Annotated in this window: 24 protein-coding genes; 18 read left to right on the forward strand and 6 right to left on the reverse strand. The window is 41.2% G+C overall.

The genetic code is table 11. From position 1 onward, the window contains the following. Window positions 1-15 precede the first annotated feature (15 nt). A complete protein-coding gene (locus tag ACFFRD_RS16680) occupies window positions 16-1,281 on the reverse strand; it encodes a response regulator (RefSeq protein ID WP_392482411.1) in 1,266 nt (421 codons plus the stop codon). 159 nt (window positions 1,282-1,440) lie between these two features. Then, window positions 1,441-3,327, reverse strand: coding sequence for an ATP-binding protein (locus ACFFRD_RS16685; protein WP_392482412.1), 1,887 nt, complete (start codon window positions 3,325-3,327; stop codon window positions 1,441-1,443). A 57-nt stretch (window positions 3,328-3,384) separates the two neighbouring features. On the opposite strand from ACFFRD_RS16685, the gene ACFFRD_RS16690 reads away from it, so the two are divergent. From ACFFRD_RS16690 to ACFFRD_RS16730, 9 genes are all read left to right on the forward strand, one after another. After that, entirely contained in the window at window positions 3,385-3,531 is a 147-nt protein-coding gene (locus ACFFRD_RS16690; RefSeq protein WP_392482413.1) for a hypothetical protein, read from the forward strand. A gap of 73 nt (window positions 3,532-3,604) precedes the next feature. After that, complete coding sequence (petN, locus tag ACFFRD_RS16695; RefSeq protein ID WP_012408302.1) at window positions 3,605-3,694, forward strand: cytochrome b6-f complex subunit PetN; 90 nt, start codon at window positions 3,605-3,607, stop codon at window positions 3,692-3,694. A 7-nt stretch (window positions 3,695-3,701) separates the two neighbouring features. Then, window positions 3,702-3,863: a hypothetical protein gene (locus tag ACFFRD_RS16700; RefSeq protein WP_012408301.1), complete on the forward strand. Its 162-nt coding sequence runs from the start codon at window positions 3,702-3,704 to the stop codon at window positions 3,861-3,863. A gap of 152 nt (window positions 3,864-4,015) precedes the next feature. Continuing rightward, window positions 4,016-7,144 carry a GAF domain-containing protein gene (locus ACFFRD_RS16705; RefSeq protein ID WP_392482415.1) on the forward strand — a complete coding sequence of 1,043 codons (3,129 nt, stop codon included), beginning with the start codon at window positions 4,016-4,018 and terminating at the stop codon, window positions 7,142-7,144. 15 nt (window positions 7,145-7,159) lie between these two features. Further along, window positions 7,160-7,384, forward strand: a complete 225-nt coding sequence (locus tag ACFFRD_RS16710) for a hypothetical protein (protein ID WP_392482416.1) — start codon at window positions 7,160-7,162, stop codon at window positions 7,382-7,384. 59 nt (window positions 7,385-7,443) lie between these two features. Further along, window positions 7,444-7,704 (forward strand): hypothetical protein, encoded by a 261-nt coding sequence (locus ACFFRD_RS16715; RefSeq protein ID WP_392482417.1) that lies wholly within the window; start codon window positions 7,444-7,446, stop codon window positions 7,702-7,704. 10 nt (window positions 7,705-7,714) lie between these two features. After that, a complete protein-coding gene (locus ACFFRD_RS16720) occupies window positions 7,715-7,993 on the forward strand; it encodes a hypothetical protein (protein WP_392482418.1) in 279 nt (92 codons plus the stop codon). Then, entirely contained in the window at window positions 7,990-8,439 is a 450-nt protein-coding gene (locus ACFFRD_RS16725; RefSeq protein ID WP_392482419.1) for a type II toxin-antitoxin system VapC family toxin, read from the forward strand. The genes ACFFRD_RS16720 and ACFFRD_RS16725 overlap by 4 nt, the downstream gene beginning before the upstream one ends. Window positions 8,440-8,455: 16 nt before the next feature. Beyond that, window positions 8,456-8,596: a hypothetical protein gene (locus tag ACFFRD_RS16730; RefSeq protein WP_392482420.1), complete on the forward strand. Its 141-nt coding sequence runs from the start codon at window positions 8,456-8,458 to the stop codon at window positions 8,594-8,596. Between the two features lie 90 nt (window positions 8,597-8,686). On the opposite strand, the gene ACFFRD_RS16735 is transcribed toward ACFFRD_RS16730, so the two are convergent. The 4 genes from ACFFRD_RS16735 to ACFFRD_RS16750 all read right to left on the reverse strand — a co-directional run bounded on the left by ACFFRD_RS16735 (window position 8,687) and on the right by ACFFRD_RS16750 (window position 12,631). Beyond that, the gene (locus ACFFRD_RS16735) at window positions 8,687-9,448 is read right to left on the reverse strand and encodes a hypothetical protein (protein ID WP_392482421.1); all 762 of its coding nucleotides are present in this window, start codon (window positions 9,446-9,448) and stop codon (window positions 8,687-8,689) included. A 288-nt stretch (window positions 9,449-9,736) separates the two neighbouring features. Further along, complete coding sequence (locus ACFFRD_RS16740) at window positions 9,737-11,143, reverse strand: NAD(P)(+) transhydrogenase (Re/Si-specific) subunit beta (RefSeq protein WP_190933896.1); 1,407 nt, start codon at window positions 11,141-11,143, stop codon at window positions 9,737-9,739. After that, complete coding sequence (locus tag ACFFRD_RS16745) at window positions 11,140-11,433, reverse strand: NAD(P) transhydrogenase subunit alpha (RefSeq protein ID WP_012408294.1); 294 nt, start codon at window positions 11,431-11,433, stop codon at window positions 11,140-11,142. The genes ACFFRD_RS16740 and ACFFRD_RS16745 overlap by 4 nt, the downstream gene beginning before the upstream one ends. A gap of 31 nt (window positions 11,434-11,464) precedes the next feature. Continuing rightward, window positions 11,465-12,631: a Re/Si-specific NAD(P)(+) transhydrogenase subunit alpha gene (locus ACFFRD_RS16750; RefSeq protein ID WP_163926913.1), complete on the reverse strand. Its 1,167-nt coding sequence runs from the start codon at window positions 12,629-12,631 to the stop codon at window positions 11,465-11,467. Between the two features lie 361 nt (window positions 12,632-12,992). On the opposite strand from ACFFRD_RS16750, the gene ACFFRD_RS16755 reads away from it, so the two are divergent. The 9 genes from ACFFRD_RS16755 to ACFFRD_RS16795 all read left to right on the forward strand — a co-directional run bounded on the left by ACFFRD_RS16755 (window position 12,993) and on the right by ACFFRD_RS16795 (window position 18,111). Beyond that, complete coding sequence (locus ACFFRD_RS16755) at window positions 12,993-13,169, forward strand: hypothetical protein (protein WP_163926912.1); 177 nt, start codon at window positions 12,993-12,995, stop codon at window positions 13,167-13,169. Window positions 13,170-13,397: 228 nt separating this feature from the next. Continuing rightward, window positions 13,398-13,910: a DUF2808 domain-containing protein gene (locus ACFFRD_RS16760; protein WP_163926911.1), complete on the forward strand. Its 513-nt coding sequence runs from the start codon at window positions 13,398-13,400 to the stop codon at window positions 13,908-13,910. Between the two features lie 104 nt (window positions 13,911-14,014). After that, window positions 14,015-14,149, forward strand: a complete 135-nt coding sequence (rpmH, locus tag ACFFRD_RS16765; RefSeq protein ID WP_012408291.1) for a 50S ribosomal protein L34 — start codon at window positions 14,015-14,017, stop codon at window positions 14,147-14,149. A 26-nt stretch (window positions 14,150-14,175) separates the two neighbouring features. Continuing rightward, window positions 14,176-14,598 carry a ribonuclease P protein component gene (gene rnpA / locus ACFFRD_RS16770; protein ID WP_163926910.1) on the forward strand — a complete coding sequence of 141 codons (423 nt, stop codon included), beginning with the start codon at window positions 14,176-14,178 and terminating at the stop codon, window positions 14,596-14,598. Next, entirely contained in the window at window positions 14,585-14,977 is a 393-nt protein-coding gene (locus ACFFRD_RS16775; RefSeq protein WP_163926909.1) for a PH domain-containing protein, read from the forward strand. Before rnpA ends, ACFFRD_RS16775 begins: the two co-directional genes overlap by 14 nt. A gap of 206 nt (window positions 14,978-15,183) precedes the next feature. Beyond that, window positions 15,184-16,335 (forward strand): membrane protein insertase YidC, encoded by a 1,152-nt coding sequence (gene yidC, locus ACFFRD_RS16780; protein WP_163926908.1) that lies wholly within the window; start codon window positions 15,184-15,186, stop codon window positions 16,333-16,335. Next, entirely contained in the window at window positions 16,332-16,859 is a 528-nt protein-coding gene (locus ACFFRD_RS16785; protein ID WP_392482422.1) for a protein jag, read from the forward strand. The genes yidC and ACFFRD_RS16785 overlap by 4 nt, the downstream gene beginning before the upstream one ends. A 162-nt stretch (window positions 16,860-17,021) precedes the next feature. Next, window positions 17,022-17,543: a DUF177 domain-containing protein gene (locus tag ACFFRD_RS16790; protein ID WP_163926907.1), complete on the forward strand. Its 522-nt coding sequence runs from the start codon at window positions 17,022-17,024 to the stop codon at window positions 17,541-17,543. Window positions 17,544-17,802: 259 nt separating this feature from the next. Continuing rightward, a complete protein-coding gene (locus tag ACFFRD_RS16795; protein ID WP_163926906.1) occupies window positions 17,803-18,111 on the forward strand; it encodes a hypothetical protein in 309 nt (102 codons plus the stop codon). The last annotated feature ends 96 nt before the right edge of the window (window positions 18,112-18,207 follow it).

The following is an 18,207-nucleotide window of genomic DNA, read 5'->3' on the forward strand; positions in this document are numbered from 1 at the left end:
ATTAATTAAATGCTTCTATTCTATGGGAATTTTGATGATAAATTCGGTTCCCTTACCTGGTTGAGAATTTACATCTAATACACCTTTGTGTTTCTCTACAACTATTTCATAAGCGATCGACAAGCCAAGTCCAGTGCCTTTACCAACGGTTTTTGTGGTAAACAACGGCTCAAACAACCGTTGTTTAAGCCGTTCAGGAATACCAATCCCATTGTCAGCAATCCGAATTATAACCAATTGTTCAGAATCTATTTCTGTTGCAATTTTAATCTCAGGAATTAGATTGCTCATTTTGCCTTGCATTATAGCTTCATCAAGGGCATCAATTGCATTTGCCAGAATGTTCATAAATACTTGATTCATTTGACCTAAATAGCAGTGTACCTCTGGTAATACTCCATAACTTTTAATAACTTCAATACCGGGACGATCACCGTTAGCTTTGAAGCGGTGTTGCAAAATCATTAGTGTACTATCTAGTCCTTGGTGCAAATCAGCAGGTATTTTTGTATCACTATCCGAGCGAGAAAAGTTGCGGAGTGAATTGGAAAGATCCTGAATTCGTTCACTTCCTAGCTGAAGTGAGTTCACAATTTTTACCATATCTTCGAGAACGAAGTTCAGATCCAAGTTCTCAATCGCAGTGGTAATTTTAGCTGTTGGGTTAGGATACTCTTGTTCATACAGTAGGAGCAACTCGGTTACTCCTGCAATATATTCTTCCAAGGGTGGAATATTGCTGGAAATAAAATTGATGGGGTTGTTGATTTCATGGCCAATACCAGCGATTAACTCTCCGAGTGTTGATAGTTTTTCTTGTTGTACCAGTTGGACTTGAGCTTGTTGCAAAGCCTTGGTGCGATCGCTAACTTGTTGTTCCAAAGATTCAGTCAATTTTTTTAGTTGCAAATGTACGCGCACTCTAGCAATGACTTCCTCTTGTGCAAACGGTTTAGGGATATAATCTACTGCGCCAAGAGAAAATCCCTTCGTTTTGCTTTCCGTATCCGCTAAGGCAGTGGTGAAAATAATCGGAATGTTTTGGGTGGCAGGATTGGCTTTGAGACGACGACAAGTTTCAAATCCATCAATACCCGGCATTTGTACATCCAGCAAAATCAACTCAGGCTGATTGCGTTCAGCCTGAGCGATCGCAGTTTCTCCATCCACTGCAACACGGAAACGAAAACCCTCACTATTGAGCGCTGCACACAGGACAGATAAATTTGTGGGATTATCATCCACAATTAAAATAAATCCGTTATCTAGAAGTTTGATCATGATGAATTGGAAATTGGAATTTAACTGAAATTAAGTAAGTTGGTAGAAATAAACCAAATTATGTTACGAAACGTAAATAGTCTGAAAGTTCTTACTAATGACCAATGACAAAGGATAAATGACAGCCCTTGCCAATTAGCTTTAATTGTGCAAACTTACTTAATTGATATATTTTTCAATAAAAGTTTCCAAACGTTTGAGTTGGAAATTACTAGCAAGCTGCATGAGCTGCTGGGAAAACATGTTTAGCTTCTCATCAGATGCAGAAAGTTTTTCAGCCAGTTCTAAAATATTTTGAATGTCGCCGTCTTGTGATAGTTCGAGTAACTCTTGCAAAACATCTTTGCTAGGATGAATCATCTCATTTTGTTGATTAGAACCATCTTTAGAGATTTTTTTGATAGCATCTACCTTAGCGTCAAAAATCCATTCTAGTTGCAAAAACTGTCGTAGCATTTCCAGCAGATTTTCAGCTTCTACAGGCTTTGGTAAAAAGGCATCTGCACCTACATCAATACTCTTGTGCTGGTCTACTGCAAATACACTTGCTGAGGACGCGATGACAGGAATCTCTTTAAATGGCCCAGACTGACGCAAACGACTAATTAACTCAAATCCATCCAATATCGGCATCACTAAGTCAGTAATAATCATGTCTGGTTTCTGGGCTAGAGACTGTACCCATGCTTCCTGACCATTACTAGCTTCTACAACAGTAAACCCAACCGGCTCTAGTAAATTTACAATTACCGATCGGTTTTCCCATTTATCATCCGCAATCAAAATGGTGCGCCTTTGCCCTTGATAACCAATAATAGTTCCCTGCTCAACTACTCTAGAAACCTTTGCCCAGTCTTTAGATTCTGACAAGTTTGCCTCAAACCAGAAAGTGCTACCTTTGCCAAATTCACTTTGCACTTGAATTTGACCACCCATCAACAAAACAATTTTTTGACTGATTGCTAATCCTAAGCCTGTACCTTCAGATTGTCGTTTCTGACTTCCCGCTTGCTCAAAAGGCTGGAAGATTTTTTCGGCTTGTTCAGGGGTTATGCCAGTGCCAGTATCTACTACCTCAAAGCGAATTTTGTAGTTAGTTTTTCCATTAGTATTTGATTCTTGATTAATAACCTGAGTTTTGAAAGTGACACTGCCTTGATGAGTAAACTTCATGGCATTACTAAGCAAGTTAATCAATACTTGCCGCAAGCGTTTTTCATCAGCATGAATACCCGTTGGTAAATCAGGATCGATTTCAATGTGAAATGCGATGACTTTTTGTTCTGCCCTGATGCGGCAAATTTCAGTCACGCTATCTATAAAAGCAGGCAAATAGAAATCAACAGGATACAATTCCAACTTTCGGGCTTCGATCTTGGAGAGATCCAGGACATCATTAATTAAGGTTAAAAGATGAGAACCACATTGATAAATAACGCTGAGTCCTTTGCGTCCTTTTTCACTTAAAGATTCTGTGCGTTGGAGAATTTGTGTATAGCCCAAGATGCCGTTAAGAGGTGTGCGTAGTTCATGACTCATGTTGGCCAGAAATTCACTCTTAGCTTGGCTGGAGTTTTGAGCAACTTCTTCTGCTTGACGTAGTTCTTTCTCAATACGCTTGCGCTCGACAATTTCTGTTGAAAGGACTTGATTAATAGCCTCTAACTGGGCTGGGCTGGGTAGTGTCAGAGCTTGAGGCATGAGGTAAAATAACGCAAATGCCGTGTATATTGAAATAATGGCAGTTAAAGCTTTTAAACCACCTGCAATCCAATAGTCTGGATACCAAAGCGTCCAAATATCCATTAAGTGTCCAGTACCGCAGGCAATGATAAAAGCACCAAATAACAAAAAAACTCCATTAAAAGGAACGTCTTTGCGCTTGTAAATGAAGTAAATCAGTAGGAAGGGAATAGAATAATAAGCCAGAGCGATCGTGGCATCAGAAATAATGTGGAGCCAAACTAACCCACTTTGCCAGAGATAACAATGTCCGTGGGGAATAAAACCGTTGGATTGGAAAGAATAGTTGAAAAATGTCGGCATAATACTAGGGGTTGTTGGATTTGAAATATATACCCGTAAACCTAGTATTCCCAAACCATGAAGTGGGAAAGCGCGATCGCTATTTTTTTACATTCGTCTTTATTAATGCTTGAAGTGCTAGCTTACCAAGAAAAATGGTGTATATTTTGCGTAGACGTAGCCCGTCGTAGACATCGACAGCCAAAGTTACAATGCCATTTATAAAAAAATCTCAGCCTGCCCGATCCCTGTATGATAAATATTAGAAACCTTTTGTAATTATTTGAAAAGCGGGACTATGGAGATTTTGACACTAGGTTGGGTATCGCTGTTAGTTGTGTTCACTTGGTCAATTGCAATGGTAGTTTGGGGACGTAACGGACTGTAGAGGCATTGTGGAAAGTCCATTTTTGAGTATTTTAGCTTTAGTTGCCGTACTGCTGCTTGTAGTAGTCACCGGTGGTATTGGTTATTTAACCGTGGCAGATTGGCGCGATCGCCGTCGCCGAGATGAAGAGAAACGCACCAGCCGCAGCGCCACTCCCAAGCGGCGATAATTTTCTCGTGGTTGAAAAATGTTCTTGTAGGGACACGATACTATCGTGTCCCTATATTGTTTTTTGGCATTCTCAGGAAAGAACTGTTACCTTTGCGATCGCAACGGGAATCATGAGATAGAAGACTTTCAATATTTAAAGTCCCACTGGGAATGGAAAACTCCTCTACTACTCAACCCATAAAACCAAATTCAGAACAGCAAGAGTCTCATTCAGCTGTGACATCCTCGTTGCGTCAGAACGAGCAACAAAAAGCCTTGTCTGGAGTTATTGCTCGCATCCGCGAGTCTCTAGACATAGAAACTATCTTCAAAATTACAGTCACTGAAGTTCGCCAACTTCTAAAAAGCGATCGAGTTGGCGTGTTTCGTTTTTATCCTGATTTGGCATGGGAAGGGGAATTTATCTATGAAGATGTGGCAACAGAATGGGATTCGGCATTAGCAGCCAAACTGCGCGACCACTGCTTTAGTGAGGAGTTCGCAGAACTATATCAGCAAGGCCGGATTAAAGCAATGGCTGATATTTATCAAGTTAATGCCAGTGATTGCTACATCCAGATTCTAGAAAAATTTCAAGTACGTGCCAATATAACTGCCCCCTTGATCAAAGGTAAAGATTTATGGGGATTGTTGTGTATTCATCAGTGTGGTAGTCCTCGACAATGGGAAGCATCAGAAATTGAGTTTGTGCAATTAATCGCCGAACATCTAGGGGTTGCTTTACAGCAAGCAGACTACCTAGAACAAGTAAAACTACAATCAGCAGAACTAGCACAAGCAAAAGCCAGAGAAAAAGCAGCCCAATGGCAGAAAACCATAGCCATAACCATTGAGAAAATTCGTCAGTCTCTAGACTTAAAAAGCATTTTCCACACAAGCACCGCAGAACTTAGACAGTTGCTAAATGCTGATCGCGTGGCTATTTATCGCTTCAATCCCGATTGGAGTGGTGAATTCGTGTTTGAATCAGTGGCAGAGGGTTGGATTTCCCTGATTGATGAACAATTGCAGCGGCCAGAATTGAGTGAAAATGTCAGTGAATGTAGCGCCAAAGATTTAGCTAAACCTCCAGTCGCTGATACCTACTTGCAAGATACAGAGGGTGGTAGCTTCAGCCTCTGTGAAGTTTATCGTGTTTGTAATGATATTTATAATTCAGGCTTTAGTGACTGCTACATTAAAATCTTAGAGATATATCAAGCAAGAGCTTATGTGATTATTGCCATTTACCACGGTCAGAAGCTCTGGGGCTTGCTAGCAGCATACCAAAATGCCAGAATCCGTGATTGGCAAAAAGATGAGGTTTACTTGCTTACCCAAGTTGGCACTCAACTAGGTGTGGCTTTGCAGCAAGCAGAATTTATCCAACAAATGCAGATTCAAGCAGCAGATATCAGCAAAGCTGCTGAAAGGCAAAGGGCACTAGCAAACACGGTAGAAAAAATTCGTCAGTCTCTTGATATTGAAGCCATCTTTAAAACCACAACTCAAGAAGTTCGTCGGTTATTAGAAGTGGAACGAGTCGCAATTTACCGCTTCTATCCTGACTGGAGTGGCGAGTTTGTCGCTGATTCTATTGTTGATGGCTGGACACCAATGGTTAAGCCGCAGCCTGTGACAGAAGGCGTTCTTGTGCAAGGAAAGCAAGCGGGTAAGTATGCACGCAATGAAGTTTTTGTCCCAATTTCTCAGGGTGAGAAGCTGTGGGGATTGTTAGTAGCTTATCAAAACTCCCAGCCCCGTTATTGGCAAGATGAGGAAATCAACTTATTGGCACAAGTTGGCGCTCAATTGGGGGTAGCATTACAACAAGCTGAGTCTTTGAAACAAATGCAGGTGCAAGCCCAAAAACTGGCTAAAGCCGCCGAACGAGAACGGAAAGCAGCCGAAAGGGAGAAGGCCCTAGCTGCGACAGTGGAGAAAATTCGCCAGTCTCTTGATATTGATACCATCTTTGCCACCAGTGCAGAAGAAGTCCGACGGCTATTGGAAGTTGATCGAGTGACAATCTATCAATTCAAGGCTGATTGGAGTGGCGAATTTGTTGCTGAGTCTTTAGCCCAAGGTTGGACACCAGTAAAGGAAATTTTACCTGTAGTTGCAGATGATTACTTGCAACAAACCCAAGGTGGAAATTTTGCTAATGGTGAAAGTATTGCTATTAAAGATATTTACAGCGCCAATTATTCTATCTGTCATATTACTCTGCTTGAGCTAATGGAGGCTAGGGCATATATAATTGTGCCAATTTTTCAGGGCGAGAAACTTTGGGGATTACTAGCAGCTTATCAAAATCTCAAACCACGTGATTGGCAAGAAGATGAGGTAGATTTGCTGATGCAAATTGGTACTCAATTAGGGGTAGGACTTCAGCAAGCGGAATTACTTAAACAAACTCAACGTCAAAAAGAAGAACTTACTCAGACTCTTAAAGAATTACAAAACACTCAGAGCCAATTGATTCAAAGTGAAAAAATGGCAGGTTTAGGGCAGTTAGTTGCTGGTATAGCACATGAAATTAACAACCCGATTAGTTTCATTTACGGCAATATCATCTATGTTACGGAACATGCCGAAAATTTATTTAAATTACTCCGTCTTTATCAGAAACAGTATCCTAAGGGAACAGGAGAAATTCAAAAGCAAGTAGCAGCAATGGATTTAGATTTCATTAGTGATGACTTGCCCAAAATTTTGACTTCCATGAAGATGGGGGCAGAGCGAATCTCTCAACTCGTCTTGTCGTTACGAATTTTTTCTCGACTTGACGAAACAGGAATAAAACCCGTTAACCTTCATGAAGGTATCGACAGTACTTTGCTAATTTTACAACATCGACTGCAACCACAGACTAATTCTTTTGCTATTGAGATAGTTAAGGAATATGGTGAATTGCCCCCAGTAGTCTGTTATGCAGCGCAGATGAATCAGGTGTTTATGAATATTCTCAACAATGCGATCGATGCACTAGAAAACTCAGCAACTTGTGGAAAAAAAATTGACAATCCTAAAATTTGGATTCGTACAGAAATAATTGAAGGGAATAGTATTCTGATTTGGATTGCCGACAATGGTTGTGGGATTCCAGAGATGATGCGATCGCGAATTTTTGAACCTTTCTTTACCACCAAACAACCTGGACAAGGGATCGGTTTGGGGTTATCTATTAGCTACCAAATTATTGTAGAAAAACACGGCGGTAATATCAAATGTGTTTCTGAACCTGGTAATGGCTGTGAGTTCTGGATAGAAATTCCGATTAAAGGGATAGTGAGTTAAGGAAAAAACCAGGCGATGTATTCTCTACGAAAGGATACAGAGGAAAGAGGGGGCGATGCCTTTGGTGGGCAACTCTTGGAGACGCTACGCGAACGCCTACGCACACTGAAGTTTTGGCGATGCCTTCGGCGGGCTTCGCCTACGCTATTTTTAACGAACCACAGAGGCGCAGAGGACACAGAGGAAGAAGAGAGCGAGAGACGCACTCGCGTTTGCCTACGCACTGTGGAGATTTTTTAGGCGATCGCTTATTATAATTTCACTAGCATTTAGTAATATAAGTTGCTTTATGAATTAATATGGAAACTAAAGAAATTCTCCAAGCACTACCAAACCTGAGCATAAGCGATCGCCTGAAGATAGCTGAGTCAGCCCTGCAATTAGTTCTTCAAGAAAAACACTCACTTACCAAAGATGAGCAAAAACGCCAATTAACACTAGCGGCAGTGACAGCTATTGCAGATTATGCACCTGGTAGTGAATTAGATATATTCTCTGACTTAGAGGGAGAAAACTTTTGCCATTATCCAGATGAAAGCTTCTACAACTCAGGGAATTAGGAGACAACAAATGACCATACAGTTGCAATTGAAACCAGAAATAGAGGCTCGTCTAATTGCTGAAGCTGCTGCACAAGGTTTATCGGTAGAAGCTTATCTTGCATCTCTAATTGAAAAGAGTTTAACCAGCCATGAAGAAAGTTTTTTTTATCAAGTATCAACTCAGGAAGAATGGGAAGCTATATTAACAGATTTAATAAATAGTCCCGCTTTTTCTTTAGCACCAGCACTTTCAGATGCAGCAATTAGTCGAGAGAGTATTTACACCAGAGAAGATGAAATGTTATGAGCTATTTGGTGGATACTAATATTTTGCTGCGTTTGGTGCAAAAGAATAGCCCAATGCACTTTGATACTCAAAGAGCCATCTTGATGCTCAAGAGACAAGGAGAATTATTATATATAATTCCACAGAATCTCATTGAGTTTTGGGCTGTTGCTACAAGACCAATTAATAGTAATGGTTTAGGTTTATCTACGGCTCAAGCAGTAGAAGAAACTGATAAACTCAAGAAGATATTTATACTACACCTTGATACACCTGCAATTTTTGGTGAGTGGGAATCTCTAATTGTTAAATACCAAGTCATGGGAAAACAGGTGCATGATGCACGTTTAGTTGCAGCGATGATAACACACCAGATTACACATCTACTTACATTTAATATTGATGACTTTAAACGTTTTTCCGAGATTGTAGTTGTTGAGCCGCGTAGTGTTACACCGCAGTCTTAATTATATTGCCAGAGCGATGCCTTCTCTACGAGAGGCTTTGCCAACGCCTGGCTTCTCTACAAGACGCACTCGCGATCGCCTACGCTTTTTATCTCACGCAAAGAAAGAAGAAAGCGATCGCCCTGTGGAGTTTTGGAAGTGCGATCGCTTTTTTTAACGAACCACAGAGGTGCAGAGAACGCAGAGGAAAAAGAGAGCGATCGCACTGTGGAGTTTTGGCGATCACCTTTTTTAAACGAGCCACAAACTACGCAAATGATGGTTTTTCCACTATTTTAGTAGCAATTGATCTACCAATATTATAGAAATATTCACTTGTTACACCTATAGCTACAGGATGTTTAGCTATAACAAACACAGTCTGACTATTTTTACAAATTGAGAAACCCTCTGAAGTTGTTGAAAACTCAACATCTGTTATTTTTTCAGTTATTTTTCTCCAATAAGGCTCATATCCTACACCGTAGAAAACAACCGCTTTAGGTTGATGTTCTTTGATTCTTTGACTAATATGATTTACTCGCTTTTCAACACAATACTTTTTATAAGTATCTCTATTAGATAAAAAAGTAAGCTTAGAATATTCACCATATATCCAATGTTTAAGAGATGGTGAGGGTAAAGGTAATAATTCTAATAAACAAGTCTCTTTATCTTTTCTACCTAGTTCCTCTATTTGATATTTACGAATATCTTCTAGGTCAATATTATCTTTTCCTTTAGCACTCAATATAATACGAATTAATGTCCTCCAGACTGGCACATCCAATTTTGCGCCTGGTTTAAAACTCGCCCCATATCCGATAGCTTCATGATATTCTGCAATATCTTCTATTTCCTTCTGTTCTCTCTCTGACCATTTCTTTATTCTGTTATTAATTTCGTTAAAATCTCCTCCTGCTTCTTCCATACCAATAAACCAATAATTCCCTTGATAATTACCATATCCATAAAATGCATCAATTATTTTTTCTACAAGCTCATCATTAAAAAAATTTTGACTGAACATAATTCTATTATTTTAATTAGAAAATTAAAACTTGTTCATCAAAAATAATTGAGCATATAATGGAATGTCAAGTTAAATAACTAAAGTGAAAATTTTCGGACATTATCAACTCTATAATAAATAAACTTTCTATTCTGTTGCGCCTTTGCATGAGGCAACTTTCCCACAAAAAAACTTGCCTTAGAAGCATCGCACCTCCAAGGCAAGCCAACTCTCTACATTCTTTCTTTACTTCGCGCCCTTTGCGCCCTTCTCTACGAGACGCTACGCGAACGCGGTTCGTTTCTCTTAAAGTTGCTTCACTTCCGAAACCAACTTCGCCACCATATCCTTCGCACTACCAAAAAGCATCGTCGTTTTATCCTTGTAGAACAACTCATTATCTACACCGGCAAAACCCGTACTCATCCCGCGCTTAATTACAATCGTCTGCTTCGCCCGATCTACTTCCAAAATCGGCATACCATAAATCGGGCTACTTGTATCACTCCGCGCCGCCGGATTTACCACATCATTTGCCCCAATTACTAAAGCCACATCCGCTTGATCGAACTGGGGATTAATATCATCCATGTCGTACAACTGGGTATAAGGCACATTTGCCTCTGCAAGTAACACATTCATGTGCCCCGGCATTCTTCCAGCAACAGGGTGAATGGCATACTTGACATCAACGCCCATTTTTTCTAACTGATCTGACAATTCCCGGACGCTATGTTGCGCTTGAGCAACTGCCATACCATAACCAGGCACAATTACCACAGAACGGGCATAACCCAACATCATCGCCCCTTCTTCAGGATCGATACTGCGGACGCTTTGATCGGTTGCACCACCACTAGCAGCACCACCACCAGAACTAGAACCTGTACCAAAAGCGCTGAACAGCACACTAAATAAGGAGCGGTTCATCGCCTTACACATAATCTCGGTGAGGATTAAGCCAGATGCTCCTACCAAAGCACCAGCGATGATTAACATATTGTTCATCACCACGAATCCAGCCGCCGCCGCCGCCACACCTGACAAGGAGTTCAACAGCGAGATTACTACTGGCATATCGCCGCCACCAATGGGGATGACGAACATCACGCCCAACACTAAAGAAACACCAACCACTCCCAAGAATATGGGTAAGCTATCTGGTGTGATGATTAAATAGGCACTACCTACCAGATAAGCACCCAGAAGCAAGAGGTTAAATGGTTGCTGGAATGGAAATGTAATCGGAGAACCGCTAATTAAACCTTGCAATTTAGCAAAGGCTAGAAAACTACCTGTGAAGGTAACACCACCGATTAACACGTCCAATAGCATGGAAATGTTGACATCTAGGGGTATCGGCTGAGAACTATCTAATAACCGCCAGAATTCGGCAACAGCTACTAATGCCGAAGCCGCACCGCCCAAACCGTTGAGTAAACCCACCATTTGGGGCATTTCGGTCATTTGGACTTTGTAGGCAACGATCGCACCAATTCCCGATCCAATCGCCAAGCCCAACAATATCATCTCGTAGTTCAACACATGCTGATCCAGCATTGTCGCCACAATTGCCAGCAACATCCCCACAGCCGCTACAATATTACCGTTTCTCGCGGTAGCGGGCGATCCCAGCTTTTTCAAGCCCAGAATAAATAACGATGCAGCGACTAAGTACGTCAGCTGAATGCCAGTTGGTAAAAAGTCGCTCACGCCTTAATCTCCTTCTTCTTGAACATTTGCAACATTCTATCTGTCACTAAAAAACCACCCACAACGTTGATTGTTGCTAATACCACAGCAATCAAACCGAGAATTACTGACACACTCGTATCTCTCGCACCAGCAGCAACTATTGCTCCCAGTACAGCAATCCCAGAAATCGCGTTTGAGCCTGACATTAAGGGCGTGTGTAAAGTCGGGGGGATTTTGTTGATGACTTCAAAGCCGATAAAAGATGCCAATACAAATACAAACAAAGCAGCAAGTAATGCCTCTGTCATGCTTGAAAAACTCCTTATGGTAATTTGGCTATTAACCTGCTCCAACGCCGCTCAAAGCTTGTAATGCATCGCGCACTCGTTGATTGCGAATTTCACCAGCGTGGGTAACACAAGCTGCATCAACGATGTCGTCGCTAAAATCCACCTGCAAAGCTTTGTCTTTAATTAGCAATTGCATCAACGATGTAACGTTCTTGGCATACAATTGGCTGGCGTGAATTGGCATCGATGATGGGAGATTGATGGGGCCGATAATTGTCACACCGTTCCACACAATATCTTTACCTGGTTCGGTACAGGCACAGTTACCACCCTGTTCAGCAGCCAAATCCACAATTACTGAACCTGGTTTCATTTGTGCCACCATTTCTTCTGTGACGAGCCGTGGTGCTTGTCTTCCAGGCACTTGGGCGGTAGTAATCACCACATCAGAATTCTTAATATGTTCGGCGACAACTTCTTGAGTGCGTTGTTTACTAGCCTCAGAAATTTCCTTGGCGTAACCACCTGCGGCGACGGTTTCTTCGTCTAATTTGACTTCAACGAATTTTGCCCCTAAGCTTTGCACTTCTTCTTTAACGGCGGGACGAATATCAAAGGCTTCTACCACTGCTCCCAAACGTCTGGCAGTAGCGATCGCTTGCAATCCCGCTACACCAGCGCCCATAATAAATACTTTCGCTGGAGCGATCGTACCTGCGGCTGTGGTTAACATTGGGAAGTATTTCGGTAATGCAGCTGCCGCAATTAATACTGCCTTGTAACCTGCTAATGAAGCTTGCGAGGACAAAGCATCCATACTTTGCGCCCTGGTAGTACGGGGAATCATTTCCATACTCAAGGCTGTAATTTTCCGATTTGCTAGTTGCTGTGCTACAACAGGATTTCCTAAAGGATTGAGGAAACTGACTAATACAGCCCCTTCCTTTAACAAATCAACTTCTGAACGTCCATCTTCTCGTTCTTGTGGTGGGCTGACTTTCAAAAGAATATCTGTTTCGCCCCATAATTTGGCAGTATCGCCAATTATTGTGGCTCCTGCGGCTTCATAGTCAGTATCGCTGAAAAAAGATCGCTCTCCTGCACCCTTTTCTACCCAGACTTCCAAACCTTGCTTTACCAATCGAGCAACGGTGTCAGGAATTAATGCCACACGACGTTCACAAACTTCAATTTCTTTAGCAACTGCTATTCTCATGAAATCTCCTGAAGATAAATACCTAATCTCTGCCAAGTAAGTGATTGTCTAGATGAGGGATATCCCGTATTCATAGTACTTAGGCAGGAACATCAGCTATGACTTTTACTTGTAGATTGAACCTTGAAACTTTCCTCTCCCACTCTTAGCTGTCCAGGCAATGCCTGACTTTGCCGTTCGCAGATGTCATATTTTCAGATAGTTGCAAACAGGGTTACGTATTGCACATCCTAAATTGATTCCCAAATTTTGCATCTTTATCTTCAGCTTATTTTCGGGATTGAGAAATTTTGGTATTTCTGTCTTATAGAGTAATATTGACCCAATTTTGAAGGCTTTATAATTTCCAAATCAAATTTTAATGATTACGACTTTGATTCCAATCCAACCTATTTTAATCAATTTAGCCCAACTTAACTGGCGATCGCTGATGGCACGCCTCAATTTTTATAACAAAATTCTCAAATTTAGAAACACTTATACATATTTAGAAACACAATCCAATCCCAACGGTGTTTCTATTGAGTTCAAAATTTGACCAACCTAGTCATAAAAACAGTACTCTATAAGGGTAATAAAGTAAATTGATTGCATGTAATATTTATTACTAAGTAGTTTTACTGCCGTCTAAACATCAGAGAGGATGGCACTTTTTGTTGTTACTGAACGTCAATTGTCAGGAAGTGAGTAGTAAACTTTAGTAACGAATACTAACACACGGTTATTTTAGATAACAGATTTATTTTTTGGTAGAGGAAGCTCAATTATGCGACGTTTACTTTCCGCTTTAGCCGTGACTAGCTGTTTGGTGACTGGATTTCCAACCCTGACTTGGGCACAAAGTTTACCTGGATTTACGCTGTTTAGCGGCGTTAAAGCCGAAAATCAACTGCCCTTCCGATTAGATTTTGGTGGACAAGCCAATGGTTGGGATCGATATATATTAAGGATTCCAGCCCAAAGAATGAAATTGGCTGTTGGTCAATTTGCCATTACCTACCCTAATTATTACAAAGGAACTTTTGACCAGAACAAAATTGAAGTCCGAGTCAAAGGCAAAGCAGTTCCGCTTTCTGAGGTGAAGTGGGACAAAGAAGGTAAGCTGATTAATATTTTTCCCCAAGAGCCTGTACCAGCAGGTAGCGCAGTTGAGGTAGTCTTATCTAACGTGAAAAATCCATCTTTTGGCGGTGTTTACTACTTTAATTGCCAAGTGCTTTCCCCTGGTGATGTGCCACTATTGCGCTACATGGGAACATGGATTTTGAGCATCAATTAAGAGTGTTGATTGGGTGTAACCAATGCTCAATTCCCAATTCACTAAAAAAGTGATACAATTAGAGATTGTGAGTTTTTATAAAAATCACCTAAGAGGAGAACAGTATGAAAAGAACACTAGGCGGTACTAGCCGTAAGAGAAAAAGAACCTCTGGTTTTCGTGCCAGAATGCGGACACCAGATGGTAGAAACGTGATTAGAGCTAGGAGAAAAAAGGGCCGTCACCGTTTGAGCGTTTAGGGCATATTTAAGCTAAAAGAGTATCTGTGGCTTTGCCTAAAGCAAATCGGCTAAAATCCCGCAAGGATTTTCAGGCAGTTTTCCGGGAAGGAATTCGGCGTAATGGCTCTTATTTAACATTGAGAGCCTTAAAGCCGTCGTCTTCAAGAAAACCTTCTTTGGACACTGCCACTCAGACTACACAACCAATTGACTCACTGCATATTTCCAGCATACGCATTGGCATTTCTATAAGCACAAAAGTCAGCAAAAGGGCAGTGGTTCGCAACCGAATCAAACGGCAAATTACTTCTGCTTTATATAGTTTGCTACCCAAATTATCACCAGGATGGCGGTTAGTGTTCATTGTCAAACCCACAGCAGCAGAATCTAAGTGCGTAAGCCCACAATTTCTGCAAGAATTAGAGCAGTTGTTGGCACAAGCTGAGGTGTTCGATGGGAATTCGTGAAGATGTTTATTATGAAGGTGGCCCCCATATTGGGGATTTAATTGTCAACCTGTTGATTGGACTAACCATTGTCGGGATACCATTGACAGTTGGGGCAATTGTCAGAGCATTGTGGCTGCGTTTCCGCATCACCGATCGCCGAGTTACAGTAAGCGGAGGTTGGCAGGGGCGCGATCGCACTGACATAATTTACTCAGAAATTGTCAAAGTTGTCACAATCCCCCGTGGCATTGGCTTGTGGGGAGATATGGTACTAACCCTAAAAAACGGCAGTCGTCTCGAATTGCGTGCAATTCCCAAATTCCGGGAAGTCTATGACTACATTAATGAAAGAATTGCTGCGAAAAATCCCGAATATACGGTAGCTGCTAATAAGTGATGGGAGTAGGGAATAGGGAATGCCGAATTTGCTCAGATAAAATACAAAATTCAGAACTTCGCACTTACCAAAAAATACATACCACTCCCTACTTCCCTACTTTTGGCATGTGCGGCTATCCGTAGCTAAGGGTAGTCGCACATAATTTATGATTTAGATAAATTAGATTCAGTTAGTTTACAGTACCTCAGGTTGAATTCAGAATAATGGATTTTGGTATCGGCTTTCTCTCGAACAACGTGATGCTGCCAATCATAGATTTCTTCTATGGTATTGTGCCTAGCTACGGATTGGCGATCGTTGCTTTGACATTGATAGTCCGCTTCGCGCTCTATCCCCTGAGTGCTGGCTCAATTCGCAACATGCGGAAGATGCGAATTGTACAACCTCTGATGCAGAAGCGGATGGCAGAAATTAAAGAGCGGTATAAGGATGAACCGCAAAAGCAGCAGGAGGAAATGGTCAATGTCCAAAAAGAATTTGGCAACCCCTTAGCAGGCTGTTTTCCATTATTAGTACAAATGCCGGTCTTATTAGCGTTATTTGCCACTTTGCGGGGTTCGCCTTTTGCAAGTGCAAACTACAGCGTTAACCTGCAAATCGTTCCCGCAGAACAAATCGAGCAAATTCAACCGCAAGCCTTTGCGACTGCTCCTCAAAATATTTATATTGCAGATGGGGAACACGTCAAAGTAGCTGCAATCCTTCCCAGTGGTAACAAACTAGCGGTGGGAGAACAAACTAAGATCCAATATCAGACTGTTGAAGGCAAACCATTTCAGGTACTTTTAGCAGAACACCCAGAAAATAAGCTAACTCCTGATTGGAAAGTAACCAAAGGCGAAGATCGCATAAAAATTGATGCTGATGGCAATGTAGAAGCCTTGCAGCCAGGAGAAGTTAGCATTCAAGGAACAATTCCCGGACTAGCAGCAGAAAAAGGCTTTCTATTCATTGATGCTTTAGGCAGAGTTGGCGCACAAGATGCAGATGGCACAATCCACTGGGATATTGTCGCTATGATCGTCTTCTTTGGAATCAGCCTTTATGTTAGCCAAATGCTTTCTGGGCAAAATTCCAGTGGTGGCAATCCGCAGCAAGATACAGTTAACAAAATTACTCCAGTCATATTTTCTGGGATGTTTTTGTTCTTTCCCCTACCAGCCGGGGTGCTGATGTATATGGTGATTGGTAACATTTTCCAAACTGCACAAACTTATCTTCTCTCCCGCGAACCTCTACCAGAAGAACTGCAAAAAATTGTAGAAACTCAAGAGAAAGAAGCAACAGTCATCGAACAAAAAGCATTGCCATTTGAACCGAAAAGTTCTAAGAAAAAGGCTACAGGGGGATCATGAGCAATATTTCTATGCAGCGAGGTCAGCAGTGGTTAAAAACCCTGCTGGAACTCACTGGAGTACCTGCTGAGATTCAGGGTCATTTAGAAACTCCCCAATCTCAAGACAGCGATTCCCCAGAACCAGATAATTACTGGTTGACAATCGATCAAACTAATTTGACGACAGAACAAATCCAGATATTAATTGGTACTGATGGTTCTGTGCTAGATGCGATTCAGTATCTAGCAAATTCGGTTTTAAACCTGAGCCAACCCCCAGAGGACCAAGCCTCTTACACTATTGAGTTGAATGGCTACCGGGTCAAAAGAGAAGCCGAAATTCGCGCATTAGCAGAAGCAGCAGCCGATGAAGTGCGCTTTTCTGGTAGAGAAGTGGAAATAAAATCTCTCAGTTCTGCTGAAAGGCGACAAATCCATACCTTCTTGAAGGAATTTGGAGATTTGGAAACCTTTAGTCGCGGTAAAGAACCGCATCGTCATCTGGTTGTGCGACCAGCTTCGTTGGAAGAAGTTAGGGGTTAGTAGAGACGCGATTAATCTCGTCTCTACAGGAGTTAAGAGTTAATTGAAAGCTCAATATAATTTCAAAATTTCTCTTATTCCTAAAAGCTAAAATAAAAATGTAGTATCAGTATTATTGCTGGTAATCACCATTAATTTTCGTGAGGATGTCTCACAAATCCTATGGACGCAATTTATATTCCGCAGCTAACTAAAGCCCCGGAGCGGACAGAGGAAGTTCAGGTTAAAGAATTTCTGCCTGGTCTGGAAACATTGACACCAGTTCGCGGTCATGTGCGCGTGCAGCATCATGGTACTTACCTGGAAGTATCTGCTCAGGCAGAAACAATTATTACTTGTACCTGCAATCGCTGCTTGCAGCAATACAATCGCCGCTTAGGGCTTGATACCAAAGAAATCATCTGGTTAGACGAAGCTGCAAATCAAGTAAATGACTTGCCCCTAGAAAGGGAAGTGATTATGGAAGAGTTGCTTGAAACCCTGCCACCCGATGGTCATTTTTATCCCAACGAATGGCTGTATGAGCAGATGTGTTTGGCAGTACCTCAGCGACAATTATGCGATCGCAATTGTCCAGGTATTCCTGTAAGTAATACTGTTGATAGTTCTGATAGTCCTGAAACTCCAGTTGATAACCGTTGGGCTTCTCTGGAAGCTTTGAAAAAGCAACTTCCGGGATCGTAGCTGGAATTTAACTTTTTTAAAGTGCCATTTGGTGCGTTACGGCGCAATTAACTATTTTGTACAAAAAATATGTGTCTATAGTACCTAACGCTCCTAATGGCGCTGCAAGACAAAAATGGTGTTAAGAGAAAAATTAAATTATATTTTAAACTGGATTTTCCCAAAATTTTTAATTCATCATCTTAGTCTTGCCACACTATTACAAAAGTATCTAAATTAGTTTATGTAAGCTTAATTTATATCAACTTGCGCGGCAACCATGAGTCAAAAAAGAAAGAGTCTTTTTCTAAAATGGATGTATTTAGTCAGTGATATTAATAATTTCTTGCCCAATTCACCCGCATTAGCTTGTCCAAATTGTTATCAGCTAGGAGTTGATTTTCAATATGTTGGTGATTTGCAAACAAAGATAGGCTACATGGTAATATGGTGCCCGTTTTGTTTACAAGGAATACATATTTCTAGAGTGAGCATTCCCGATCAAGCTCAGGCTCTTTCTTTTAATTTATCGCCAGAAAAAATTTTAAAGCGAATTCCAAATTTCACTCTTGTAAAGCCAGACTATTGAGAAAAATTTCAAGTTCAATCCAATTTGAGAAAAGTTTTTGGCAAGGACAAATACAGAAGTGCCACAATTAAATTGTATCAACCACCTAATAATTTA

The organism is Nostoc sp. C110, from assembly GCF_043099725.1.
Taxonomy (GTDB): Bacteria; Cyanobacteriota; Cyanobacteriia; order Cyanobacteriales; family Nostocaceae; genus Nostoc; species Nostoc muscorum_A.